This is a genomic window from Brevibacterium permense (assembly GCF_025506275.1).
GTDB classification, from domain to species: domain Bacteria; phylum Actinomycetota; class Actinomycetes; order Actinomycetales; family Brevibacteriaceae; genus Brevibacterium; species Brevibacterium permense_A.
In genome coordinates, this window is record NZ_QYCP01000092.1 from 169,842 (window position 1) to 194,515 (window position 24,674).

At 63.7% G+C, this 24,674-nt stretch carries 24 protein-coding genes, 2 tRNA genes and 1 other RNA gene; 11 read left to right on the forward strand and 16 right to left on the reverse strand.

The genetic code is table 11. The annotated features are described in order from the left end of the window. Positions 1-40: 40 nt before the first annotated feature. From D3I60_RS14035 to aceE, 6 genes are all read right to left on the reverse strand, one after another. Positions 41-1,285, reverse strand: a complete 1,245-nt coding sequence (locus D3I60_RS14035; protein ID WP_262776891.1) for a beta-ketoacyl-[acyl-carrier-protein] synthase family protein — start codon at positions 1,283-1,285, stop codon at positions 41-43. A gap of 67 nt (positions 1,286-1,352) precedes the next feature. Further along, positions 1,353-1,604 carry an acyl carrier protein gene (locus D3I60_RS14040; protein ID WP_025776743.1) on the reverse strand — a complete coding sequence of 84 codons (252 nt, stop codon included), beginning with the start codon at positions 1,602-1,604 and terminating at the stop codon, positions 1,353-1,355. Positions 1,605-1,723: 119 nt separating this feature from the next. Further along, a complete protein-coding gene (locus D3I60_RS14045; RefSeq protein ID WP_262776892.1) occupies positions 1,724-2,725 on the reverse strand; it encodes a beta-ketoacyl-ACP synthase III in 1,002 nt (333 codons plus the stop codon). Positions 2,726-2,743: 18 nt separating this feature from the next. Further along, entirely contained in the window at positions 2,744-3,649 is a 906-nt protein-coding gene (locus D3I60_RS14050) for an ACP S-malonyltransferase (protein ID WP_262776893.1), read from the reverse strand. Between the two features lie 34 nt (positions 3,650-3,683). Continuing rightward, complete coding sequence (locus tag D3I60_RS14055; RefSeq protein WP_262776894.1) at positions 3,684-4,904, reverse strand: PucR family transcriptional regulator; 1,221 nt, start codon at positions 4,902-4,904, stop codon at positions 3,684-3,686. A 126-nt stretch (positions 4,905-5,030) separates the two neighbouring features. After that, entirely contained in the window at positions 5,031-7,793 is a 2,763-nt protein-coding gene (gene aceE / locus D3I60_RS14060; protein WP_262776895.1) for a pyruvate dehydrogenase (acetyl-transferring), homodimeric type, read from the reverse strand. Positions 7,794-8,086: 293 nt separating this feature from the next. On the opposite strand from aceE, the gene D3I60_RS14065 reads away from it, so the two are divergent. From D3I60_RS14065 to D3I60_RS14075, 3 genes are all read left to right on the forward strand, one after another. Then, complete coding sequence (locus tag D3I60_RS14065) at positions 8,087-8,530, forward strand: DUF3052 domain-containing protein (RefSeq protein WP_262776896.1); 444 nt, start codon at positions 8,087-8,089, stop codon at positions 8,528-8,530. After that, entirely contained in the window at positions 8,527-8,994 is a 468-nt protein-coding gene (locus D3I60_RS14070) for a redoxin domain-containing protein (protein WP_262776897.1), read from the forward strand. Before D3I60_RS14065 ends, D3I60_RS14070 begins: the two co-directional genes overlap by 4 nt. Before the next feature lie 64 nt (positions 8,995-9,058). After that, positions 9,059-9,463: an HIT family protein gene (locus tag D3I60_RS14075; protein WP_262776898.1), complete on the forward strand. Its 405-nt coding sequence runs from the start codon at positions 9,059-9,061 to the stop codon at positions 9,461-9,463. 26 nt (positions 9,464-9,489) lie between these two features. On the opposite strand, the gene D3I60_RS14080 is transcribed toward D3I60_RS14075, so the two are convergent. Together D3I60_RS14080 and D3I60_RS14085 are read right to left on the reverse strand one after the other, a co-directional pair. Continuing rightward, positions 9,490-10,251, reverse strand: a complete 762-nt coding sequence (locus D3I60_RS14080; protein ID WP_262776899.1) for a MerR family transcriptional regulator — start codon at positions 10,249-10,251, stop codon at positions 9,490-9,492. A 71-nt stretch (positions 10,252-10,322) separates the two neighbouring features. Next, positions 10,323-11,504, reverse strand: coding sequence for a trans-sulfuration enzyme family protein (locus D3I60_RS14085; RefSeq protein WP_262776900.1), 1,182 nt, complete (start codon positions 11,502-11,504; stop codon positions 10,323-10,325). A 109-nt stretch (positions 11,505-11,613) separates the two neighbouring features. On the opposite strand from D3I60_RS14085, the gene D3I60_RS14090 reads away from it, so the two are divergent. Beyond that, positions 11,614-12,090 carry an Lrp/AsnC family transcriptional regulator gene (locus D3I60_RS14090; protein ID WP_262776901.1) on the forward strand — a complete coding sequence of 159 codons (477 nt, stop codon included), beginning with the start codon at positions 11,614-11,616 and terminating at the stop codon, positions 12,088-12,090. Positions 12,091-12,107: 17 nt separating this feature from the next. Continuing rightward, positions 12,108-12,536 (forward strand): DUF1801 domain-containing protein, encoded by a 429-nt coding sequence (locus D3I60_RS14095; protein ID WP_262776902.1) that lies wholly within the window; start codon positions 12,108-12,110, stop codon positions 12,534-12,536. A gap of 79 nt (positions 12,537-12,615) precedes the next feature. Here D3I60_RS14095 and D3I60_RS14100 read toward each other — a convergent pair whose 3' ends face one another. The 3 genes from D3I60_RS14100 to D3I60_RS14110 form a co-directional block, all read right to left on the reverse strand. After that, positions 12,616-13,206, reverse strand: a complete 591-nt coding sequence (locus tag D3I60_RS14100) for a DUF2249 domain-containing protein (RefSeq protein ID WP_262776903.1) — start codon at positions 13,204-13,206, stop codon at positions 12,616-12,618. 156 nt (positions 13,207-13,362) lie between these two features. Continuing rightward, positions 13,363-13,436, reverse strand: a tRNA-Val gene (locus D3I60_RS14105). Between the two features lie 118 nt (positions 13,437-13,554). After that, positions 13,555-14,040 carry a TetR family transcriptional regulator gene (locus D3I60_RS14110; protein ID WP_262776904.1) on the reverse strand — a complete coding sequence of 162 codons (486 nt, stop codon included), beginning with the start codon at positions 14,038-14,040 and terminating at the stop codon, positions 13,555-13,557. Between the two features lie 82 nt (positions 14,041-14,122). Between D3I60_RS14110 and D3I60_RS14115 the strand changes: the two genes are divergently transcribed. Continuing rightward, positions 14,123-14,199: transfer RNA gene (locus tag D3I60_RS14115), tRNA-Pro, on the forward strand. A 329-nt stretch (positions 14,200-14,528) separates the two neighbouring features. On the opposite strand, the gene D3I60_RS14120 is transcribed toward D3I60_RS14115, so the two are convergent. Continuing rightward, entirely contained in the window at positions 14,529-15,995 is a 1,467-nt protein-coding gene (locus D3I60_RS14120) for a uracil-xanthine permease family protein (protein ID WP_262776905.1), read from the reverse strand. Positions 15,996-16,258: 263 nt separating this feature from the next. Between D3I60_RS14120 and bioB the strand changes: the two genes are divergently transcribed. After that, positions 16,259-17,401 carry a biotin synthase BioB gene (gene bioB / locus D3I60_RS14125; RefSeq protein ID WP_262776921.1) on the forward strand — a complete coding sequence of 381 codons (1,143 nt, stop codon included), beginning with the start codon at positions 16,259-16,261 and terminating at the stop codon, positions 17,399-17,401. 14 nt (positions 17,402-17,415) lie between these two features. Here bioB and D3I60_RS14130 read toward each other — a convergent pair whose 3' ends face one another. After that, the gene (locus D3I60_RS14130) at positions 17,416-18,957 is read right to left on the reverse strand and encodes a fatty acyl-CoA synthetase (RefSeq protein WP_262776906.1); all 1,542 of its coding nucleotides are present in this window, start codon (positions 18,955-18,957) and stop codon (positions 17,416-17,418) included. A 119-nt stretch (positions 18,958-19,076) separates the two neighbouring features. On the opposite strand from D3I60_RS14130, the gene D3I60_RS14135 reads away from it, so the two are divergent. Next, on the forward strand, positions 19,077-19,931 hold the full coding sequence (locus D3I60_RS14135) for a Nif3-like dinuclear metal center hexameric protein (protein WP_262776907.1): 855 nt from the start codon (positions 19,077-19,079) through the stop codon (positions 19,929-19,931). A gap of 14 nt (positions 19,932-19,945) precedes the next feature. After that, the gene (locus D3I60_RS14140; protein ID WP_262776908.1) at positions 19,946-20,674 is read left to right on the forward strand and encodes a zinc ribbon domain-containing protein; all 729 of its coding nucleotides are present in this window, start codon (positions 19,946-19,948) and stop codon (positions 20,672-20,674) included. Positions 20,675-20,731: 57 nt separating this feature from the next. On the opposite strand, the gene D3I60_RS14145 is transcribed toward D3I60_RS14140, so the two are convergent. Next, positions 20,732-21,508, reverse strand: a complete 777-nt coding sequence (locus D3I60_RS14145; RefSeq protein ID WP_262776909.1) for a YaaA family protein — start codon at positions 21,506-21,508, stop codon at positions 20,732-20,734. A 141-nt stretch (positions 21,509-21,649) separates the two neighbouring features. Here D3I60_RS14145 and rnpB point away from each other — a divergent pair. Continuing rightward, positions 21,650-22,018, forward strand: an RNA gene (gene rnpB / locus D3I60_RS14150) — RNase P RNA component class A. 28 nt (positions 22,019-22,046) lie between these two features. Here rnpB and ppgK read toward each other — a convergent pair. Together ppgK and map are read right to left on the reverse strand one after the other, a co-directional pair. Next, on the reverse strand, positions 22,047-22,880 hold the full coding sequence (ppgK, locus tag D3I60_RS14155) for a polyphosphate--glucose phosphotransferase (RefSeq protein ID WP_262776910.1): 834 nt from the start codon (positions 22,878-22,880) through the stop codon (positions 22,047-22,049). A 1-nt stretch (position 22,881) separates the two neighbouring features. Then, positions 22,882-23,790 (reverse strand): type I methionyl aminopeptidase, encoded by a 909-nt coding sequence (map, locus tag D3I60_RS14160; protein WP_262776911.1) that lies wholly within the window; start codon positions 23,788-23,790, stop codon positions 22,882-22,884. Positions 23,791-23,915: 125 nt separating this feature from the next. Between map and D3I60_RS14165 the strand changes: the two genes are divergently transcribed. Beyond that, on the forward strand, positions 23,916-24,641 hold the full coding sequence (locus tag D3I60_RS14165; protein WP_262776912.1) for a FadR/GntR family transcriptional regulator: 726 nt from the start codon (positions 23,916-23,918) through the stop codon (positions 24,639-24,641). Positions 24,642-24,674: the final 33 nt, after the last annotated feature.

Consider the following 24,674-nt stretch of genomic DNA (forward strand, 5'->3'; position numbering starts at 1 on the left):
TCAGAGTGGGCCGTAGAGCTGTCTGAGTGAGCTCGGAACCTCAGACTGAGCGGAACGCGACGACGGCGTTGTGACCGCCGAAGCCGAACGAGTTCGTGATCGCTGCGATATCGCCGGCAGGCAGATCCGCAGGAGTGTCACGGACGATGTTGATCCCCTTCACCTTCGGGTCGACTTCGTCGATGTTGATGGTCGGGGGAGCGGTGCGAGTCTGCAGCGCCTTGACCGTGAGGATCGCCTCCACGGCCCCCGTACCTCCGAGGAGGTGTCCGGTCATCGACTTCGTGGCCGAGACCAGTGCATCGGAGACGTTGTCACCGAGGAGTTCGCTGATGGCCAGCGATTCCGGGATGTCTCCGACCGGAGTCGACGTGGCATGCGCGTTGACGTGCTTGACTTCGGCGGCGGTCAGCCCGCCGGCGTCGAGTGCCTGCTGCATGGCAGCCAGCGCGTGCTTGCCCTCCGGCTCTCCGCCGGTGATGTGGTAGGCGTCGTTCGAGATGCCCCAACTGGCCACCTCGGCGTAGATCTTCGCTCCACGAGCCTTCGCATGCTCCTCAGTCTCGAGGATGAGCGTGCCCGCACCTTCGCCCATGACGAAGCCGTCGCGGTCGACGTCATAGGGACGCGAAGCGGTCTCGGGCGAATCGGTCCGACGTGACAGCGCCTGCATCGAATTGAACGCGGCAAGAGTGATCGGGTGGATCGCTGCTTCTGAACCGCCGGCGATGATGATGTCGGCCTTGCCCGAAGCGAGAACGTCATAGGCGTGGCCGAGGCTCTCGGTCGATGAGGCGCAGGCGGAGACCAGGGTCTGCACACCGGCACGAGCCTTGAATTCCATGCCGATGGCGGCCGCAGGTCCGTTGGGCATGAGCATGGGAACAGTCAGGGGCATGACCCGGCGAGGGCCTTCTTCCTGCAGGGTGTCCCAGGCGTCGAGCAGAGTCCAGACTCCGCCGATCCCGGTGGCCCAGGAGACGGCGGTGCGTTCCGGATCGGTCTCCTCGAGACCAGCGTCGGCCATGGCTTCACGAGCAGAGATGAGTGCGAACTGGCTCGAAGGATCGAGGCGTTTGGCCTGGACCCTTTTGAGATTGTCGGGCACGACCTGTGGGTCGACCTGCGCTGCGAAGTCCACGGCGAGGCCGTACTTCTCTGACCAATCGTTGTCCATTGTGTGGACGCCGGACTGACCGGCCAGAATGGCTTCCCAAGTGGCATCGACAGTCGCGCCCAAGGGGGTTACCGCACCGATTCCGGTGACGACAACTTTAGATGTCATGGTACAAACCTCGTCGATAGTGTGGACACGGCCCGTCTGTGGACGGGCCGTGTTCGGCTGCTGTGTGTCAGGCTTCCTGAGCCTTGTTGATGTAGTCGACAGCGTCCTGAACGGTGACGAGGTCCTTGACGTCGTCATCGGGGATCTTCACGCCGAACTTCTTCTCAGCGTTGACGACGATGGTCATCATCGAGATGGAGTCGATGTCGAGGTCATCGGTGAACGACTTGTCGGCTTCGACTGCTTCGACGGCCAGGCCGGTCTCTTCGTTGACGATCTCTGCCAGCCCAGCGAGGACTTCAGCTTCGGTGAATGCCATTTCTTTCCTACTTTCTGATTTCGGTCGAGGGTTTTTCGACCGTTTGAGGAACTTTTCGACGAGTGTCCCGCCGAATATCTTAGGACATTCACGGAGAGTTTTCCGTGAATGGGTGTGTCTCAGGGCAGGCGTACTACCTGAGCCCCGTAGACGAGGCCCGCGCCGAAGCCCATCTGCAGGGCGAGACCGCCGCTGAGTTCGGGCTGTTCGCGCAGGAGCCGTTCGGTGGCCAGTGGGATCGACGCAGCCGAGGTGTTCCCGTTGTCGGCGATGTCACGTGCGATGACAACGGACTCGGGAAGCTTCAGCTGCTTGGCGAGTTCGTCGATGATGCGCATGTTCGCCTGGTGCGGGATGAAGGCAGCGAGATCCTCGGCCTCGATGCCGGAAGCAGCGAGAGCCTCCTTGGCGACCTCGGCGCCGTCCCACACAGCCCAGCGGAAGACGGTCGGCCCGTCCTGACGCAGGGTCGGGAAGGGCAGTTCGCGGTCGTCGCGGATGTCGTAGAGGGAATCCGTCATCCGGATGGTCGACCAGTTCTCGCCCTTCGAGCCCCACACCGTCTTCGAGATGCCGGGTTCGTCGGAGGAGGACACGACGACCGCGCCGGCGCCATCACCGAGGATGAACGAGATCGAACGGTCCTCGGGGTCGATGACCTCGGAGAGCTTCTCGGCTCCGATGACGAGGACATTGTCGAGCGTGCCTGCACGCACCAGCGCATCGGCCTGCGAGATGCCGTAGCAGTAGCCGGCACATGCCGCGCTAATGTCCCAAGCCGGGATCGGCCCGGTCCCCAGTCGTGCGGTCAGTGCCGCAGCCGCTGAGGGTGTGAAGTACTCGAACGTGACGGTCGAGATGATGATGCCGCCGATGTCCTCCGGCTTCAGCCCCGCCGAGGCGATCGCCTCGAGTGCGGCTTCCTCGGACATGTCGAGGACGCCGACGTCCTTGCTGGCACGACGGCGAGTGACGATGCCCGTGCGCTGACGGATCCATTCGTCGGAGGAGTTGATCGGTCCGGCGATATCGTCATTGGTGACGAGGTTCTCCGCACGGTAGGCACCGATTCCGGCAATGCGGGAGAAAGTGCCGGGCTCGGCAGTCTTGAGTGTAGGCATGGCGTCTTCTTTCGATTCTCAGGCGTGGGCTGCCGCGAACTCACGCGCGCCGTCGAGGTCGGCGGCCGATTTGATGGCGAATGTCTCGACGCCCTTCATGGCGCGTCGAGCTATTCCGGTCAGCGTTCCACCGGGGACAAGTTCGATCATTCCGGTGATCCCGGAGTTCAGCAACGCTTCCTGACACAGGTCCCAGCGCACCGGGTTCGTGACCTGCTTGACCAGACGGTCGACATACTCGCGACCGGCCTCGACCGCAGTGCCGTCGGAGTTGCTGAGGATCGTGACGGAGGGGTCGGAGACCTCCATCGCCGAGGCGGCGGCATCGAGATCGGCTGTGGCGGCAGCCATGAACTCGGTGTGGAAGGCGCCGGCCACTGCCAGCGGGATGACCCGAGCACGTTCGGGCGGGTTCTCGGCCAGCGTCTCAAGCGCCTCGAGCGAGCCGGCAGCCACGGTCTGGCCTCCACCGTTGACGTTGGCGGGGCTGGCACCAGCGGCCTCGATCGCGGCGAGAACATCCTCGGGCTGGCCGCCGACGACGGCGGACATGCCGGTCGGAGCGGCGGCGGCAGCGGCGGCCATTCCATCGGCACGGACCTTGACGAAGGCCATGGAGTCGGCCGGGGTGAAGATGCCTGCGATCTGTGCGGCTGCGATCTCTCCCACGGAGTGGCCGGCGACGACGGCAGGGCTGACGCCGAGCTCAGCGGCGCAGGCGATGGCGGAGGCGACGAGCAGAGGCTGTGCCACCGCGGTGTCCTTGATCGTCTCGTCATCGGATTCGGTTCCGTGCAGACGCAGATCGATTCCCGAGGCGGTCGAGAGTTCGTCGATCTGTGCCGAGAAGGTGTCGAGTTCGAGGAACGAACTCAGGAAACCGGTCTTCTGGGCTCCCTGGCCCGGACAGGTGATTGCAAGCACTCAGTTCTCTTTTCGTTGGGTTCCGTTGATCAATCTAATGGACACTGGACCGATCTCGGTGAGATTTGTCGTTGTTCGACAATACGCCGTCCTGGGACAGTCGCCCATACACCAAGGCGATGTGGATGACGAAGGCATCACGCGAAGTCGTCGGATCGAGCCCGATGGCGTCGGTGATCTTCCGCAGTCGGTAGCGCACAGTATTCGGGTGCACTGAAAGTGCCTTGGCCGTGGCTTCGAGCGAGGACCCGAATTCGACATAGGCGCTCACAGTCTTCAGCAGCTGACCAGTTCCCGAGGTCAGCGGTTCGTAATAGCGTTCGATGAGTTCGGTCAATGCGATCTGGTCCCCGGACAGAGCGCGTTCGGGCAGGAGATCATCGGCTTTCACCGGGCGCGGGGAATCGGGGCGGGCGGTCGACGCCTTGAGTGCGCGGATCGCCGCCTTCGCCGAGGTGGCCGCTTCGGCAAGTCCCGGCACTGCCGGTCCGACGATGACTTCGGAGGGCCCGAAGCAGTCCGAGAGGTCCTCGACGGCATCGTCGAGTTCCGTCACACCGCCGAGGACGATGAGCAGTCTGTTGTCGTGGATGCCCACAAGAGCATCATCGGCCCAGCGACTGGCCTTGCGGCGGATGCCGTCCAATCCCTTCTTCGCCGAGCGCTGCGGTGCGCGGCCGACGATGACGCACACGGGGCCTTCTGACTGCCAGCCGAAGGCAGCGGTGCGGCTGGCGAGTTCGTCGACGGAGTCTCCGCGGACGAGGGCGTCGACGACCATCGCCTCGAGTCGTGCGTCCCAGCTGCCTCGGGCCTCTGCGGCCCGGGCGTAGACATCGGCCGCGGCGAACGCGATCTCCCGGGAGTAGATGAGCACGGCCTCGCGGAGCGCCGGCTGCTCGACGGGGCGAGCGATGTCCGGAACCCGTTCCTCGACGACTTCGACGACGATCTTGAGCAGCTGCAGGGTCTGCTGCAGGCTGATGGCCCGGATGAGGTCGCGTGGCGCGGTCTTGAAGATGTCGGAGACCACACGCAGATTCGTATCGGGCTTGCGGTACCAATCGACGAACGAGGAGATGCCCGATTGGGCGAGCAGCCCCACCCAGGAGCGATCGGACGACGACATCGAGCGGTACCAGGGCAGCTGAGCCTCCAGCCGCTGCAGAGTCACCGATGACAGGACGCCGACTCCGGCACGCAGTCTGCGGGCGGTTTCGGCACGACGGCGCAGGGTCTCGGCATCAGACATCATGAGCACGAGTTTAGATGAACGAGAACAATCCGATTGTCAGCGACATACAAAGTGTCGAGAAAAGCGACAAATATGGCCGGAGTCTTGGAGGCTCCGGCCATATTCGCTTTCAGTGTGCGGGCGAGATCAGGCGCCTGCCCCCTCGGTGGAACCCGAGTTGCCGGCACGGACATCGTTGAGCTGGTACTTCTCAGCCGCCTCGGCGGCCTTGTCGATCGAGATCTTTCCGGTATCGGCCAGCGAGATGAGCGCCTGCGTGACCACGGACGGACCATCGACGAGGTAATAGCGTCGTGCCGCAGGACGGGTGTCCGAGATTCCGTATCCGTCGGTCCCCAGCGAGGTGAAGTGGCTGGGCACGTACTGACGGATCTGATCCGGCACTGCACGCATATAATCCGAGGTCGCGATGACCGGGCCCTCGGTCTCGGCCATCATCTCGGTGACATACGGAGTCCGCGGTTCGGATTCTGGGTCCTTCAGACGCTCGTTCTCAGCGTCGAGTCCATCACGGCGCAGCTCGGTCCACGACGTCACCGACCACACATCGGCCGAGACGCCCCAGTCCTGATCAAGCAGCTCCTGAGCCTCGAGCACCCACGGCACACCGACGCCGGAGGCCATCAGCTGAACCTTCGGCCCGCCGTTGTCGGGTCCCTTCTTCAGGAGGTAGAGACCCTTGAGCATGCCTTCGACGTCGAGATCCTCCGGTTCGGGCGGCTGGACCATGGGCTCGTTGTACATCGTGATGTAGTAGAGCACGTCAGGGTCTCGCTCATCGGCGGGATCGTACATCCGGTGGATGCCGTCCTTGACGATATGCGCGATCTCATAGCTGTAGGCCGGGTCATAGGAGACCACGGACGGATAGGTCGACGCCAGCACATGCGAATGTCCGTCGCCGTGCTGGAGGCCTTCGGCCACCAGAGTGGTGCGTCCCGCGGTGGCGCCGAGGACGAAGCCGCGAGCCATCTGGTCACCGGCGGCCCAGAAGAAGTCACCGGTGCGTTGGAAGCCGAACATCGAATAGAAGATGTAGAACGGGATCATCGGCTCACCGTGGGTGGCATACGAGGTGCCGACCGCGGTCAGCGCCGCGGTCGCCCCTGCCTCGTTGATGCCGACGTGGAGCAGCTGACCGTCCGTGGCCTCCTTGTAGGCGAGAAACAGGTCGCGGTCGACGGAGATGTAGTTCTGTCCGTGCGGATTGTAGATCTTCGCAGTCGGGAAGAACGAGTCCATGCCGAAGGTGCGAGCCTCATCGGGAATGATCGGCACGATCCGGTGTCCGAACTCCTTCTCCCGCATGAGGTCCTTGAGCACGCGTACGAAGCCCATCGTGGTGGCGATCTCCTGTTTGCCTGATCCACGACGACCGGCCTGGTAGGCCTTGTCCGAGGGCATCTTGAGATCGATATGGGTCGACCGACGCTCGGGGGAGTAGCCGCCGAGCTCCGCGCGGCGCTCCTGCATGTACTTGATCTCGGGTGCGTCGACGCCCGGGTGGTAGTACGGAGGCAGCTTCGGATTGTCTTCGAGTTCCTTGTCCGAGATGGGGATCTGGAAGTGGTCGCGGGCGAGCTTGAGATCGTCGACCGTGAGCTTCTTCATCTGGTGTGTGGCGTTGCGGGCCTCGAAGTGCGGTCCGAGCGAGTAGCCCTTGACCGTCTTGACGAGGATGACGGTGGGCTGTCCGGTGTGTTCCATCGCGGCCTTGTAGGCGGCGAAGACCTTTCGGTAGTCGTGGCCGCCGCGCTTGAGGTTCCAGATCTGCTCGTCGCTGTAGTCCTCGACCATCGCCTTCGTCCGCGGGTCGCGGCCGAAGAAGTTGTCGCGCACGAAGCCGCCGGACTCACCCTTGTAGGTCTGGTAATCGCCGTCGGGGGTGGCATTCATGAGGTTGACGAGCGCGCCGTCACGGTCCTTGGCCAGCAGTGCGTCCCATTCCCGGCCCCAGACGACCTTGATGACGTTCCAGCCTGCACCGCGGAAGTACGACTCGAGTTCCTGCATGATCTTGCCGTTGCCGCGAACGGGGCCGTCGAGACGCTGCAGGTTGCAGTTGATGACGAAGTTGAGGTTGTCGAGCTCTTCGAAGGCAGCGACGTGGAGCATGCCGCGGCTCTCCGGCTCGTCGAGCTCGCCGTCACCGAGGAAGGCCCAGGTCTGCTGCTGTGAGGTGTCCTTGATCCCACGATTGTGCAGGTACTTGTCGAACTGTGCCTGCGCGATCGCGTTCATCGGTCCGAGACCCATCGACACCGTCGGATGCTCCCAGAAGTCGGGCAGCTGGTGTGGGTGGGGGTAGGACGGCAGTCCCTGCGGCTTGCCGTCGATGAAGTGCGACTGCTGCTGACGGAAGCCGTCGAGCTGTTCGGCGCTCATCCGGCCCTCGAGGTAGGCGCGCGCATACATGCCGGGGGAGGCGTGGCCCTGATAGAAGATATGGTCGCCGCCGCCTGGATGGTCCTTGCCGCGGAAGAAGTGGTTGAGGCCGACCTCGTAGAGGGTCGCCGAGGAGGCGTAGGTGGAGATGTGCCCGCCGACCTCGACGCCGGGACGCTGGGCCCGGTGGACGAGCATGGCGGCATTCCAGCGGTTCCAGCGACGGTAGCGGCGTTCGACCTCTTCATCTCCGGGGAACCAGGGTTCGTTCTCCGGACCGATGGTGTTGACGTAGTCGGTGGCAGTGAGGCTGGGTACGCCGATCTGCTTCTGGCGAGAGCGCTCGAGCATGCGCAGCATGACATAGCGTGCTCGAGTCCGACCGCCCTCGTCGATGAGGCCATCGAGGGAGGCCAGCCATTCAGCGGTCTCCTCCGGGTCGATGTCGGGCACCTGGCTGGGCAGCCCGTTGAGGATGGGCCCGCCCTGATTCCGATTGTCCACGATGTGGTCCTCTCTTCAGCTCCACGATCTTCTTTGGTGTAGAGATCATGACCATCGGATGGTGTGTGCTCCGCAGGTTGTCTGAGCTCAGAGGCCACCCGATCTACCTGTCAGCCTAGTACTCCCAGCCGAACTTCGCGCTCCCGCGAAGTTGTGATCTCTCTGACGAATCTGCACACTGTGCTGCCAGGCTCACAGTCCGGTGTGCCGATTGAGTGCCGTTTGAGTGCGCTTGCCGCGCGCGGGCGCGCCGATATTTGCACCTTGACCACTGTTGGCGGAAGAATACAGGCATGAGCAACTCCGCTTCTGAAAGGACATCCTCCACTTCGACCCTCGCAAACGAGCTGGGACACAACCTCGGCTTGGAAAAGGGCGACTATGTGCAAGAGGTCGGCTATGACGACGACGTCGATCAAGCACTCTGCGAGGCGATCGAGAACATCATCGGAGACAAGATCGCCGATGGCGAAGAGGATGACGTCTACGACGTGATCCTCATGTGGTGGCGGTCGGACGACGATGACCTCGTCGACGGTCTCGTCGACGCCCAGACCACACTGAAGGAGGGCGGAGTCGTGTGGCTCCTCAGCCCGAAGGCGAACCGTCCGGGACACATCAGCCCCGCCGACATCTCCGAAGCGGCTCCCACCGCCGGAATGCACGTGACCTCCACGGTCAGCGCCGCCGACGATTGGGCCGGATTCCGGCTCGTGGGCAAGAAGAACTATTCATGATCCTGCGGCCCGGTGATCGGGCCCCGGATCTCACCCTTCCCGATCACCTCGGATCGGTCATCACCCTCACCGAGGCGGCCCCGTTCACCGCTCGTGTGCTCGCATTCGTTCCGTTCGCCTTCTCTCCGATCTGCGGAGACGAACTCGCCGCCCTTGACGAGTGGCAGGAACGGATGCGAAAGAGCTCCCATGCCGTCGACGTCGTGGTCGTCTCAACCGACTCCAAGTACACCTTGGCGGCGTGGGCCCGGCAGACGAGGGTCGACGTCGCTCTCGCATCGGATTTCTGGCCCCACGGTGAAGCGGCTCGCGCGTTCGGCGTCTTCGATGAGCTCCACGGTATCGCCGAACGAGGAGTCTTCGTCATCTCACCTGCGGGTACGATCGTGAGTGGCAGGCATGTCGCCCGCGCCGAGACTCGGGACTTCTCCGAGGATTTCGCCGCGGCGCTTTCCAGCCTCTGAGAATCGAGCCCCCGCCGAAGAACCGATCGACGGCACCTTCGGCGCCTGTTGAGGAGGACACCTTATGGCCACGCTGTTCACGAAGATCATCAACGGAGAGATTCCCGGCACCTTCGTCCATCAGGATGACAAGTGCGTCGCATTCCTCGATGTCGCTCCGATGACCGAGGGCCATGTGATGGTCGTCCCGCGCGACGAGATCTCCCACTGGATCGACGCCGACGCAGAGCTTCTCGCCCACCTCACGGCAGTGGCGAAGAGGATCGGAGAAGCCCAGAAGGCGGCCTTCGACTGCGAGCGGATCGGCCTCCTCATAGTCGGCTACGAGGTGCCCCACCTGCACATCCACGTTCTGCCGACGAACTCCATGGATGACTTCGACATCTCCGACCGTGCTCCGATGCAGACACCGGAGCAGCTGGAGGCGCCCGCCGAGAAGATTCGGCAGGCGCTCTCCGAACTGTCCTGATCCGGTGCTGCTCGGCTCAGATCGACTCAGAGGCCTTTGGCTTCGAGGTAGTGGTCGAGTGAGTCTCTGACGAGCCCGGCTCCCACGGTTCCGCCGTAGTTCGCGCCGAACCGCGGGTCGTCGACATACATCTGCCCGAGACCGTGCACGTATCCTGCGAGGTCTCCGTCGAGATCATCGGCGGGCGTGCCCGGAACTTCTCGCAGCCATTCGATATGGCGTCGGGCGAGGTCCTGGCAGCGGTCCGATTCGGGCCGTGCCCCCGCCTCGGCGGCGGCGATCCAGTCCTCGGAAAGAGCGGAGACTCGGGCCTTCCACTCCCGTTTCTCGGCCGGCGACTGGCTGGACCACCATTCGTCTCCTTGCCTGTAGGCGTCGGTACCCCAGCGCCTGGTCACTTCCTCTTCGTATTCGCGATGGTCGAAACCATCGAACATCTCTTCAGCCATGACCGGCTCACCTGCTTTCAGTCGTGTGATAGTAGCGGTGACGGCGGCGAGCTGTCGGTCGAGCCGGTCTCTCTCACGTCTGAGTGAGACCAGATGCTGCGACAGCGCCTCGACCGGATCGTCTCTCCGATCGAGCACCTCGGCGATCGTCGTCAAGGGCAGTCCCAGCTTCTTGAGCAGCAGGATGCGCTGGAGGCGCACCAGGGCCGCTTCGTCGTAGCAGCGATAGCCGTTGGCGGCGATGGAGGTCGGAGGCAGCAGACCGATGGCGTCATAATGACGCAGGGTTCGGCTCGTCGTTCCCGTCAGCCGTGCGATTTCCTGAATGGACCAGTCCATGCCTGACAGCTTAGAAGTTGACGCAGCGTAAAGGTCAAGAGTCGGTTTTGAAGTTCGACGTGTGCGTGGTGTCAGGCCGCTTCGCGGATGGCGTCCAGCGCTGTGAACAGGTCGCGGGCGAGGTCGTCGACATGTTCGAGCCCGACCGACAGGCGGACGAGGCCGTCTCCGGGCTTCGCCGTCGCGGCTACGGGCCGGTGTGTGAGTGAGGCCGGATGCTGGACGAGGGTATCGGCGCCGCCGAGCGAGACCGCGTGCACGATGAGGTCGCAGTGTTCGACGAAGGTGCGGGCCGCTTCGAATCCACCGGCGAGTTCGATGGCGATCATCGCCCCTCCGCCGTGCATCTGCGAACCGACCAAGCCTCGCGGATCGGACCCGGCGACACCGGGGTAGTGGACCTTGGCGACCTCGGGGCGCGTCTGGAGACGACGAGCGAGGTCACCTGCGGTGTCTTGAGCTGCGCGCATCCGCACGGCCAGCGTCCGCAGCCCGCGATGGAGGAGGTAGGCGCCCATCGGGTGCAGGAGGGCCCCGGTGATGGCGCGGACCCGGCGCAGACGCATGGTCCATTCGGCGTTCGTCGCGATGATTCCGCCCATCGCGTCGCCGTGACCGCCGAGGTATTTCGTGGCGCTGTGGAGGACGAGGGCGGCCCCGTGATCGATCGGCCGTTGGAGCACCGGGGTGCAGAAGGTGTTGTCGACCAGTACCGGCACATCTCCCGCTGCGGTGACGACCGAGCCGATGTCGACGAGGTCGAGGCTGGGGTTCGCCGGTGTCTCGACGATGACGAGCCCGGTGTCGTCGCGAATCGCCTCGGCGATCTGGTCCTCTTCCGCCCAGGTCACCGACGTGCCGAGGAGGCCTGACTCGAGCAGGTGGTCACTGCCGCCGTAGAGGGGACGGACAGCGACGATATGGGGCGTCCCGGCTTCGACTGCAGCGAGGAGTGCGGCGGTCATGGCGGCCATTCCCGTGGCGAAGGCGACGGCAGATTCGGCGTTCTCCAATTCGGCGAGCGCGGATTCGAATCGCGCCACACCGGGCTGCCACAGACGTTGGTAGACGGGGGAGTCCCCTTCTTTCAGGGGATGTCCGCCGGCGAGGCTCTCATAGGAATCTCCTCCCGTGCGGACGTCGTCGACCGGGTTGGTGGTGGAGAGGTCGATGGCGGGAACGTGGACGCCTGCGGCCGCGAGGCCGTCCATTCCGCCGTGAACCATACGGGTCTCAGGGTGCATCGAAGTCATAAGCGCATTCAATACACTTCTCCCGGTCTGTGCAATGAATGTGCAATCTCCTCCATGTATTCGGCCGTTTCCTGAATAGTCTGCGATCAGATATGGGAGACTGTGACTCATGTCGCAGAACGTCTCACTAGATGACACCGATCTTCGCCTTCTGCAGGAACTCAACGCTGATGCCCGGGCATCAGGTGCGGTCTTGGCTGCAGCCATCGGGATCTCCGAATCGACGGTCTCCCTGCGTCTAAAGAGACTGAAGTCGCTCGGCGTCATCCGCGGCTTCCATATCGACGTCGATCCGGCTGCGCTCGGGGTTGGACTGCAGGCGCTCGTGTCGATTCGGCTGGCCAAACACGATCGGGCCGAGATCGACGCATTCACGGCGGCTGCGCCGAAGTTCCCGGGGGTGGTGCGGATGTACCACATGGCCGGAGCCGATGACTACCTGCTGCATATCGTCGCCACCGACACCGCTGCGGTCCAGTCCTTCGTCCTCGACTACCTCACCCGATATCCAGCTGTCGCACATACGCGCACGAACCTCATCTATCGGGTCGAAGACGGTTCTGCTTGGATTCCGCCGGAGGCCTGAACTGCCATACTGGCTTCATGGCAGAGAACAAGACCCAGCCGACCGATGCCGATGTCACCGCTTACCTCGATTCGGTGACTCCCGAGAAGCGTCGCAAGGATGGAGTCGCTCTCGAAGCGATCTTCCGAGAGGTCACCGGTGAGGATCCTGTGATGTGGGGACCCTCAATCGTCGGCTACGGCCGGTACCACTATCGGTCGCCCGTGAACCCGCGCAACCACGGAGAGTGGCCGGCCACGGGATTCTCCCCGCGCAAGAGTCAGCTCTCTCTGTACGGGCTCAAGGATCTTCCCGAAGGAGCGAAGCTGCTCCCGCAGCTCGGAAAGTACACCGAGGGGGCCGGGTGCGTCTACGTGCGTCGTTTGGAGAACATCGACGAGGCGGTGCTGCGCAGACTCATCGCGATCGCTGCTGCCCGTCCCGACGATCCCGAACCGGGCAGCTGATTACATACGCTGACGGCCGATGACAGATCCTGTCCGAGAGATCGCAGAATGACCTCGGCGGCCGAGAACGTCGCAGTGTTCAACTGCGGGTCGTGATGCTCAGCCCCGATTTGCGCTGATGGACCGAGAAGTACTGCAGTCCCGCCTCGGCGTCGGCCAGGAATCGACGGCGGGAGCGACGGGGCAGCCACACGATCTGACCGGGGTACAGGTCGATCGTTCCGGTTTCAGTCTCAAGGGTGCCCCCTCCGGCGAGGACGTGGATGAGTACGTCGAGAGATGGGCCGGTGTGTTCGCGGATCTCGCCGCCGGGGGCGAGCGCGATGACATTCGCATCCAGGTCACGGTGCTGCGTCGGCAGCTGCCAGACGGAACCGGAATCCTCGACAGTCTCGCTGAGCTCGGCGACATCGAAGACGACGCGGGGTGCAGGGGTGGCGGCACGACGGATTATGCGCACCCGGGCCTCACTCTCTGCGCTGTCCAGCGGCTCCCACCCGACCGCCTCGGCGAACTCTCGGACCATCTCCACTCGCAGGCCCTCGGGGGCGTGATCGTTGATGAGTATCAGACCGGTGCCTACTTCAAGTTCCTCATACGCCTTGATGATGAGCGGATGCCGCTCAGGCTTCGGTATGTTCCTGACGTCGATGACGGGTTCGTCTGCCACGGCAGCCCCTCTCAGCTGTTTCGATGACTCTAGAACGAAACTTATCACCGGTGTGATGACTGCTGGCCTACGCCGGCGAGCGCAGCCGGGCATGGAACCTGCGGATCCTGCAGGAACACGAAAAAGGCACCCCATAAACACAGGATGCCTTGACGGTGGGCCCAGAGGGACTCGAACCCCCGACCCTCTCGGTGTAAACGAGATGCTCTAGCCAACTGAGCTATAGGCCCCACCTGCGTCGTCGATGTCTCCGAAAGCGCTTGATCAGTATGCCACATCCGAGGGTGACCGGCGAAACGGGATCGCCGGCGGTCGCGGGACCGGTCAATGCGTCGGTCCGGTCTGTCATCAGGAGGATCGGAGCAGCCGGGCCGCATTGGCAGCGAAATTCTCAGCTGCCTCTGCGGTGTCGACATCGAAGATCCTGCGATTCTGCTCTACGGCTACGGCACCGAGTGTGAGGGTGAGGATTCCGTGCGAGAGTTCGGCGCCCAGGCGATCAGCTCCCAGAGCCTGAGGGGCAACGTCTGTCGGAGCGATCGAATACCCCAGCAGCACGATCTCTGCTCCATCACGGTACTTCAGTAGCACCTCGCGCAGAGACATGGCCGCAGCGAGCGGATCAGCAGCAGCGGGGCACAGGGCGTCGACTTCGGCTTTGAGCGAACGTGAAATGAGGATGAGCAGTGACTGCTTGTCCTTGACGTGCCAGTACAGCGCAGAGGGCTGAACGTCGAGTTCACGGGCGAGCCGGCGCATGGACAGATCGCCCAGACCGTACTGCGAAAGGATGCTCAACGCAGTGCTGGTGATGCTTTCGGCTGTCAGTGCCAATGAGACATACCTTTCATTCTCGAGCAGAGGTCCTTCCCGATTTTTCAGATCGCGTTCCCATCGCTATAGTAGTTCCTGGTCACGGGATATAGCGCAGCTTGGTAGCGCGCCTCGTTCGGGACGAGGAGGTCGTGGGTTCGAATCCCGCTATCCCGACCAAGGGAGAGTGCCGCACCATCGCTCAGGCGATGCTGCGGCACTTCTGCATTCCCGGACCGTTCCGCGCCGGCCGGAAACCACTCCGCGTCCAAACCATCGAGACGCGAGCAGACGCCTAGGACGAGAAGTAGCGCACGACCACACCGAAAGTGGTGCGGTGCGTTCTCGCCGTGGTGCAGGACCAATCGAGTTCTGACCAGATGATCGAGTTTGACCCCGATGACTGGTCCAGATCTCGATGAATGATCCAGAACTCGATGGTGAAATGCACAAAGGCGATGGGGCGCACTGCTCGAAACGGCAGCACGCCCCATCGCCTCAACTCGTGCTCAGGCGGGTGATCGCGGCTCTTGGGATGAGCCGTCCGTCGCGTCGGAAGCGAACGGGTGGGTCGCCCGGCCCCGTCGAGGAGCCTGCGGCGCATCGGTTCGGTCGGCCGCCTCGGCGAAGTTCTCTGTCACGTTGTCAGGGTCGGTGCCCCTCCATCGGGCGATCGCCTTCATCACCTGATAGATGATGATCGCCGAGGCGGTGCCCAGGGCGATGCCTTCGAACTGCAGTCCGCCCGGGGTCCACGTGAAGTTCGCGATGGCGACGATGAGTGAGACCGCGGCAGTGTTGAGATTGATCGGATTGGAGAAGTCGACCTTGTTCTCCACCCAGATGCGCACGCCAAGCATGCCGATCATTCCGTAGAGCACGGTCGCCGCTCCGCCGAGGACTCCGGGAGGGATCGTGGCAATGATCTCGCCGAACTTCGGCAGCATGCTGAGGATGAGGGCGATGACCGCCGCGCACAGGTAGGCGGCAGTGGAGAAGATGCGCGTGGCTGCCATGACGCCGATGTTCTCGGCATAGGTCGTCGTTCCCGAACCGCCGCCGGATCCGGCGAGGATGGTGGAGAACCCGTCGGCGAAGAGCGTCCGGCCTGTCAGGTGATCAAGGTCGCGGCCGGTCATTGCGGAGACCGATTTCACATGGCCGATGTTCTCGGCGATGAGGACGAGGACGACGGGCAGGAACAGGCCGAGGTAGCCGAGATCGAACGCCGGTGCATGGAACGCGGGCAGTCCCACCCAGTCGGCCTTCGTGACGGTGGAGAAGTCGAGCTCACCCTGCAGCCATGCCGCACCGTAGCCGACCAGGACGCCGATGAGGATCGAGAGTCGGCCGAGCATCCCGCGGAAGAGCACCGTGGTCAGCAGAATTGCGACGATCGTGATCACGGCGGTCAGGGGAGCGGTCTTGACCCAATCCCAGGCGGCCGGGGCCAGGTTGAGGCCGATGAGAGCCACGATGGCCCCGGTGACCACTGGTGGCATTGTCACTTCGATCCATCGGACGCCGACGAAATGAACAACGAGCCCGACGAGCGCCAAGGCGACTCCCACCGAGATGATTCCGCCCTGGGCTAAAGCCATGGCTTGAGGCTCGAGAGCCTCTCCGGACGTCGCCGAGAACCCCGTGACCGCCCCGATCGGAGCGAGCAGCCCGAACGACGAACCGAGATAGGAGGGCATCATGCCCTTCGTGATGAGCAGGAACAGCAGCGTGCCGATGGCGGTGAAGAACAGCGTCGTCGACGGCGGGAACCCGGTGAGAAGGGGTACGAGGAACGTTGCGCCGAACATCGCCACGACGTGCTGTGCGCCGATGCTGATGGTCCGCGGCCAGCTCAGACGCTCCTCCGGCAGAACCCTCTCACCGGGAGCGATCGTCCGCCCGTTTCCGTGCAGACGCCAGCCGCGGCGATTGTCTGTTCCTTTGTGGGTGTCCGTGGGTGCCGACTCCGCCATTGTGTTCCTCGTTCCGTTCTTCCCTGTACTGGGTCGTTGGCCGGCGGTCGGGCAGCGCTCCGGGCCGGCGAAAGAATTCTATGCTCCAGGTCACCTGCACGCCGACTCGTCGGCTGACGAACCGGTATCGACTGCATGGGATCTCAGCCTGCCTCAGCGACCCGGGGCGGCCTTCTGATAGCGTATTGAACGGTGTTCAGGAGATCTGAACTCGACCGACTCTGACCTTGTTCAATCGCCCGGAGACAAAGGACCAATCGATGATGACTGTGAACCCTGACCAACTCGCCGACTCCATCCTCAACGGGAAAGCGGCTACTGAAGCCGACGCACTCGCGCTCCTAGCTGCGCCGGACGAGGAGCTGCTCGGTCTCGTCCATGCCGGGTCGCGACTCCGCCGAGAGCACTTCGGCATGACGATCAAGTTGAACTATCTCGTCAACCTCAAATCGGGAATGTGCCCGGAAAGCTGCACCTACTGCTCACAGTCACTGGGGTCGAAGGCCGAGATCCTCAAATACTCGTGGCTGAGCGCCGACGAGGCCATGGACCAGGCGAACATGGGCATCGCCGGCGGAGCATCACGGGTCTGCCTCGTCGCGAGCGGTCGTGGACCGAGCCGTCGCGACGTCAGCCGCGTCGGTGAGATCGTCGAACGCCTCAAAGACGAGAATCCCGAAGTCGAGGTGTGTGCGTGTCTGGGAATCCTCAAGGAAGGTCAGGCCGAGAAGCTCAAAGAAGCCGGCGCCGATGCCTACAATCACAACATCAACACCGCGGAATCCTTCCATGACAATATCGTCAAGACCCACACCTACGAGGACCGCACGAACACTGTCGAACATGCCAAAGCGGCGGGACTCTCACCCTGCAGCGGCCTCATTGTCGGGCTCGGTGAAAGCGACGAGCAGATCGTGGAGGCGCTGTTCGCGCTCAAGGCCCTCGGCTCCGAGTCGATCCCGATCAACTTCCTCGTCCCGTTCGACGGAACACCGCTCGAAGGACAGTGGAACCTCACGCCCGTGCAGTGCATGAAGATCGTCGCGACAGCCCGATTCGTCTGCCCCGACCGCGAGATCCGTCTGGCCGGCGGTCGCGAGATCCACCTCAAATCCCTCCAGCCGATGGCGCTGCAGCTGGCCAACTCGATCTTCCTCGGCGACTACCTCACCGCCGAGGGTCAAGCCGCCGCCGACGACCTCGCCATGATCCGCGACAACGGATTCACCATCCTCGGCCAGGAGGCCGGGGAAGGAGGGGATGCCCGAACGGACGATTCCGCTGGAGGATGCGGTGGGGAAGCCGGCTGCTGTTCCGATTCGCAGACCACCGCCGAGGCGGCCACCCACACCGAACCCGTCATCCGCAGGCGCGGTGCAGGCACCGCTGAAGTCGCCAACGCCTGAGCGGCCGCATGCCCTCAGGCTTGGCGCAGGCTCCGCTTGAGGATCTTCCCGGCCGAGTTCTTCGGCAGTTCGGCAACGAACTCCACCCGCTTGGGCACCTTGAATCCGGCCAAACGGGACTTGACGTGACCGATGACCTCTTCGGCCGACAACGGCGGGTGGCCGTCCTTGAGGACGACGAAGGCGGCGACTGCCTCGATCCACTTCTCATCGGCAATCCCGACCACTGCCACCTCGGCGACCTGGGGCAGTTCGAAGACGGCGTCCTCAACTTGGCGGCTGGCGACCAGCACGCCTCCCGTGTTGATCACGTCCTTGACCCGGTCGACGACCTCGACGAAGCCCTCCTCGTCGACCTTGACGAGGTCCCCGGAGTGGAACCAGCCATTGTCGAACGCCTCGGCGGTGGCCTCCGGCCGGTTCCAATAGCCTTCGCACAGCTGCGGCGACCGGTAGAGGATCTCGCCTTCCTCGCCGGGGCCGACCTCGTCACCGCCGGCGTCGACGACGCGGGTTTCGACGAACATGACCGGGCGACCGGCCGAACCCGGATGATCGTCATGCTCTTCGGGACGCAGCACAGTGCACAACGGGCCGAGCTCCGACTGGCCGAAGCAGTTGTAGAAGCCCAGTTGCGGAAGCCGCTGGCGCAGGCGCTCGAGGATCGGTCCGGGCATGATCGAAGCACCGTAGTAGGCCTTGTGGAGGCTGTCGAGGTTGCGGGTTTCGAGGTCAGGGCTGTTGGCCAGCGCCACCCAGACGGTGGGGGCGGCGAAGAACGAATTGATCTCCCGTTCCTCGAAGATGGCGAGAAGCTGCTCGGGCACGGGAGCGGGGACGATGATGTTGTGCGCGCCGATCGACAGAAGCGGCAGCAGAAAGACGTGCATCTGCGCCGAGTGATAGAGCGGCAGGGCGTGGACGGCGCGATCTGTCGCAGCGAAGTCGAGGGACATGAGGGACGACAGGTACTCGTGCAGAAGGGCGCGATGGGTCATCACCGCACCTTTCGGCGCCGAGGTGGTGCCGGAGGTGTAGAGCAGCTGAGCCACGTCCGTGTCGTCGACGGAGAATTCTGCGATGTCTGCAGGGGCGATCTCCTCCGCGGTGGCGACCGGGACGAGATCGGCGAAGTCGATCACCCGCGCCTCGGCTCCGGTCGGGGTTGAGGCGACGGCGGACATGAGGTCGGAATCGGAGAAGACGATTTCGGCGCCGGAATTGCTGAGGATGTAGTCGAGTTCGTCGTTCTTCAGCTGATAGTTGACCGGTACGTGGATGAATCCGGCGCGTGCGCAGCCTAGATAAAGGAGGACGAAGAGGTCGGAGTTCTTCCCATAGGCGGCGACACGGTCGCCCTTCGTCACACCGAGACAGACGAGTTCGCGGGCCACCGCGGTCACTGCAGAGTCCAGTTCTGCATAGGTCCAGGTCCGGTCCCCGAATTCGAGGGCTGTGTCGGTGGGGAAACGGCCGGCGCTGCGGCGGATGAGATCCGAGACCGTGGACGAGTTTCTGATGACGGGTGATTCGGAGGAGATGCGTGTAGATGTCATGATCCCAATATATGAGCTAGATCACGTTCTCCGAAAATCGTCCGTCGATCTCTGGGCAGGGTCCTCGGTCCCGCGGCGCTGGCGATGCGCCCCGGTCCGGATGTAATAGTGTGGGGGGCATGAGACATCCGAAGGTGAGTGACTGCGTAGAGGTGTTCGACTCACTGTGGCCACCGGCTTTGGCCGAGCCCTGGGACTCCGTGGGCCTGGCCGTCGGCGACCCCGACGCCGAGGTCCAGTCGATCCTCTTGGCTCTCGATCCGATGGACGCCGTGATCGCCGAGGCCGTCGTTCTCGGCGCAGACCTGGTTTTCAACCATCATCCGCTCATGCTCAAACCCGTGAAGTCGGTGAACGCCGCAACTTTGAAGGGCGGAGCCGTACACACTCTCATCAGCAACGATATTGCGCTGTTCAATGCGCATACGAACGCTGATTCGGCCCGCGGCGGAGTCTCCGATGTGCTCATCTCATTCCTGGGCATCGAGGGCGCGCAGCCACTGTCCCCGCATGACGAGGCTGATGATTCGGGACGCGGCTCGCTGCCGACCGGAATCGGCCGCGTCGGCGACCTCGACCGGCCCACACCGGTCCGGGACCTTGCCAGGCGATTGGCTGCGCAGCTGCCGCGCACCACGACCGGTGTGCGCATCGCCGGCGACCCTGCTGCGACAGCGACCCGTGTCGCGGTCTGCGGCGGCGCCGGCGACTCGTTGTTCGACGAGGTCCGGGCCAGCGGCGCCGACGTCTACGTGACCGCCGACCTCCGCCATCACCCGGCCACTGAGGCGCTTGATGCGGCGAATCGTCGAGAGAGCGGATTCTCGCTCATCGACGTCTCCCACTGGGCGTCTGAGACAGTCTGGCTGAATGCGGCTGCCGAGGCACTCGAGACCGAATTCGCGCGGCGCGGGTTCACTGTCTCGCTGCAGCACTCGGCAGTCAACACCGACCCCTGGGTCGAACGGTATTGACAAGGAGACCGACGATGCTCATCACCGACAGCCAGAGAACTGCGCTGCAGACCCTCATCGAACTCACCGCCCACGGGCGCGCCCTCCAGTTCGAACATGACAACCCGAAGAGGGCAGAGGAGCTGCAGGACCTCATCTCCCGCCACAAGGAGCTCGGAGAGAAGCGGACCGAGGCCGCCGCTGTCGTCGACGGCCATCAGGACGCCATCACCGAAGCCACCGGACTCATCGAAGCACAGCGATCGAAGATCGAGAAGAAGACCGCCGAGCTCAACGACGGAACCGGTCTGACCAGCAAAGATATGGTGAATCTGCAAGAGGAGATCGCCGGTCACGAAGCTCGGGTCGCCGAACTGGAAGAATCGCAGCTGGAGGAGATGGAGAAGCTCGAAGCCGCTGAAGACGAACTCGCGGCAGTCGATGACCGAATCGCCGAAGTCACGTCCTCCGGCAAAGAGGTGCAGACCGCGGTGAAGGACAGGAAGACCGAACTGCGGGAACTCATCACCGAGAACGAGGCCGCGGCGTCGGGCGCGAGGAGCGAGCTGCCGCAGCAGCTGCTCACGACATTCGATGCCAATGTCCGGCAGGGCGGTCCCGGTGCCGCCCTGCTCAACGGTCCGAACTGTCAGGCGTGCGGACAGGAGATCGGAGGAGCAGTCTGGCACGGAATGCTCGGCGCCGATGTCAACGAGACCTATGAATGCGAAGAATGCGAGGCGGTGCTGCTGCGTCGCAGCTGATCCTGTCTCGACTGATCTCGTCAACCTTGGAGGACAGGGCCGTTGTTGACGCGCATCTCAGCCGCGGAGGACGATCATGAGGTTCGCCGGCTTCGAGCTCGTTGAGGCTGTGAATTCAACCTCATAGAATTCCTCGGCCCGGCACACAAGGTCTTGAGCGGTCTCCGGCAGGGCTCGATCATCGGAGAGCAGCCGACCGGCGAACTCGCCTCGGTAGAATTTCGCCCAGTGGGAGACGACGCGACGTTTCCCGCCGCTGACGGACACGGCACCCATGGTGACGACCTGATCGGTGGGACCCGGCCACACGGACCGGTAATCGCTCGAGCGGCAGTCGAGGGCCACCTCGGCGGGGTCGAGAGAGCAGGAATTCGCCAGAATCGGCTTCCAATAGGAAGTCAGCTTTCCCAAGGTCCCCAGATCGGTCTTCATCGCCAGTCGGTAAGCGGGGATCTCATCGAGTCCGTGCACCCGGCCGAACAGGGCCGAGAATACGTGAACGTCGTGGAGGCGGTCCCGCAGCTTATCGTCATCGTTCGACTGCGCCACCAGCTCGCTGGCGCCCATCGCCTCATAGAGCACACCGGAATAGGTGAGCAGCGCGGGGGCACAGGGGATCTCATCGAGGACGGTATTCCGTTCGACGTCCGCGGCGAGTGACGCGCCGACGCCGAGCTTCTCGAGGGCATCTCGGCGCTTCGAGACCTTCTTCAGCGCAGCGAGCACACGCTTGCGCTTCGTGGTGAGGTCCGGAGCCGAGAGACCGTCGAGATCGAGCGTGGGACCGGTCGGCGACGGAGTCTTGCCCTCGGAGGGCGGCAGCAGGATCTTCACCACCCCATCGTATGATCACGCAGTGACGCGGCTGGGACCGGGCGCGGATGAGGTTGATCACTTTCGATGTCCGGCCTCCGCTGCGTGTGGGGGCTGTGTGCGTGGGGGAGTCGCTGAGCGACTACACTGGGATGCTTGAGGACAGGTCACCAGACGGTCGCGGCTCTCTTCGTGAGGGCTGAGGAACGTCCGGGCTCCACAGAGCAGGGATGGTGGGTAACACCCACCCGGGGCGACCCGCGGGCCAGTGCAACAGAAAGCAGACCGCCCAGTTCCGACTGGGTAAGGGTGAAACGGTGGTGTAAGAGACCACCAGGGCGGCGGGTGACCGTCGCTGCTGGGTAAACCCCATCCGGAGCAAGATCAGACAGACGACGTTCGAGGCTGCTCGCCGAGTCGTCGGGTGGATTGCTTGAGGCCGGTGGCAACATCGGTCCCAGATAGATGACCGTCAGGCGAGAAGGGCAACCGACTCGTCGACAGAACCCGGCTTATCGGTGGCCTGTCCTCACCCTCGTCCTCCGCTGCGACGCGTCTTTCAGGACGGACTGCGACGAACCTTCGCCTTACCGTCGTTGACCGCGATCATCGCAGCTCCCACGATTCCGGCGTTGTTGTACAGCTTCGCCGGCTTGAGTTTCGCCCGCGTCTCGATGAGCGGCAGGAACTGGTCATGGGACTTCGAGACTCCGCCGCCGACGATGATGACGTCCGGAGCGACCAGCAGTTCGATCTGCGAATAGTACTGCTGCAGCCGAACCGCCCACTCCGGATAGGTCAATCCCAGCCGGGTCCTGACCGATTCCGCGGCCTGCGTCTCGGCATCGACGCCGTTCATCTCGATATGGCCGAGTTCGGTGTAGGGAACCATCCGACCGTGAGTGAACAGGGCGGTTCCGATTCCCGTGCCCAGCGTCGTCAGCAGCACTGTCTTCTTCCGGTGCTTGCGTCCGGCCCCGAAAGTCATCTCGGCCAGTCCGGCGGCATCGGCATCGTTGAGGAAGTACACGGTGCGGCCAGTGCTCTCGCCGATGTTGTCGGCGATGGGCGAACCGATCCAACTCTGGTCGAGGTTCGCCGTGTATTCGACGAGTCCTTCGCGGATGACGCCGGGGAATCCGCAGCCGACAGGCAGGGAGTCGATAGCGGCACGATCGGCGACGAGTTCGAGTTCGACGGCACGTTCGCTCAGCGCATCCAACACCGTGGCGATCGTCGCAGCCACGGCATCCGGGGTGCTCGGCTTCGGAGTGAGCTCGCGCAGCCGTTTGAACGGCAGTTTGCCCGTCACCGTGTCGACGAGTGCCGCTTTGATCCCGGTGCCGCCGATGTCGATTCCGATCGCAAAGCGTGGTGAGGTCTCCGCGCTCATCTCAGCTCTCCTCATGTGCGGGTCCGGCGGCAATCGCGGTATCGGCATCGGGCAGAGTCAGGATATCGGCGCCGGACTCGGTCACCACCAGTGTGTGCTCGAACTGAGCGGAACGCTTGCGATCCTTCGTCACCACGGTCCAGGAATCATCCCAGACGTCCCAGTCGATCGTACCGAGATTGAGCATCGGTTCGATCGTGAAGATCATTCCCGGTTCCATCGTCTCGGCGTGGGCGGGAGCCGCGTCATAGTGCGGGATGATGAGCCCGGAGTGGAATTCGCGTCCGACTCCGTGCCCGCTGTAGTCGCGCACGACTCCGTAGTCGAAGCGCTTCGCGTACTTCTCGATCACTCGTCCGATGACGTTGATCTGACGGCCCGGTTTGACCGCCTTGATTCCTCGCATCATCGACTCGTAGGTGCGTTCGATGAGGAGACGGGACTCCTCATCGGCGTCACCGGCGGTGAATGTGTAGTTCGTGTCTCCGTGCATGCCCTGGTAGTAGGCGGTGATATCGACATTGACGATGTCGCCGTCTTCGATGACGGTTGAATCAGGGATGCCGTGGCAGACCACCTCGTTGACGGAGGTGCACACGGATTTCGGGAACCCGCGATAGCTCAGCGTCGACGGGTACGCCCCGTGATCGCACATGAACTCGTGCGCCACCCTGTCGATGTCGTCGGTCGTGATGCCGGGGGCGATCATCTCGCCGACGGCGGCCAGGGCGTTGGCTGCGATCCGACCGGCCGCCCGGACCACTTCGACTTCCTCGGGGCTGTAGAAATTGTTTCCCCGGCCTTCATCGGCGTCGGCGCGACCGACGTACTCCGGGCGAGCGATGTCCTTCGGCACACCGCGTTCGGGCGAAATGGTGCCGGGCGTGAGCAGGCGAGTGTGAACAGTCATGATGGTGTCGATCCTATGCTGGAAACGCGGCTTTGTCCCGCTGCCCGGTCGCCTGTCGATGCCGCGGTGCGGGACCTGTGGAGTCTAGAATCGGAAGCAGCCGTGCCAAGGAAGCGGGAGGCAGATTGAGCGACGACACGACATCAGCGGGCCACGAGTTCGCTGGACTGGGCGAAGTGGTGAGCCTGACGAGCGCACCGCAGCAGATCGCCGACCACATCCTCTCCGGAATCGCCGTCGGAGCGTTGCCGGAAGGCACCCTGCTGCCGGGCGAACGGACGTTGGCCGCAGATCTGCAGGTGTCCCGCTCGAGCGTGCGCGCAGCCCTGCTGCGGCTAGAGCGTCTCGGAGTCGTCGAACGCCGCCGCGGCCGCGGGGGAGGGACGTTCGTCAAGACCGCCCGCCCCGAGGCGCTGGCTCCTATGGCCGGCAGAATCGACGAGTTCCATGCCGAGAGGCGGAACCTGCTTGACGCCCGCGCCGTCTTTCAGAATTCCCTGGCGGCGACCGCAGCCCTGCGACGCACCGAGGAGGAGCTGAACGAGCTCCGGGAACTGGCCGAAGTCTATTCCCAACGTGCCGAAGCGGCCGCCGCGCGCACCGCGGACGCGCAGTTCCACTTCGCCATCGCCCGTGCCGGTCACAACCCGGAACTCGTGCGCATGGCCATCGACCTCGATACGAAGATCAACGCCGGTTTCCGTCATGACCCGTTCTCGGCAGAGCTCTTCGATCACGCCGTGGACGACCATGCCGCGATCGTCGAGGCCATCGCTGCCGGAGACGCAGAAGCTGCGGGAAGACTCTGCGAGGAGCACTTCAGGTACACGACCATCGTCCCCCGCCCCTAACCTAATTACTACCTGACGGCGGCCCAGCAACCT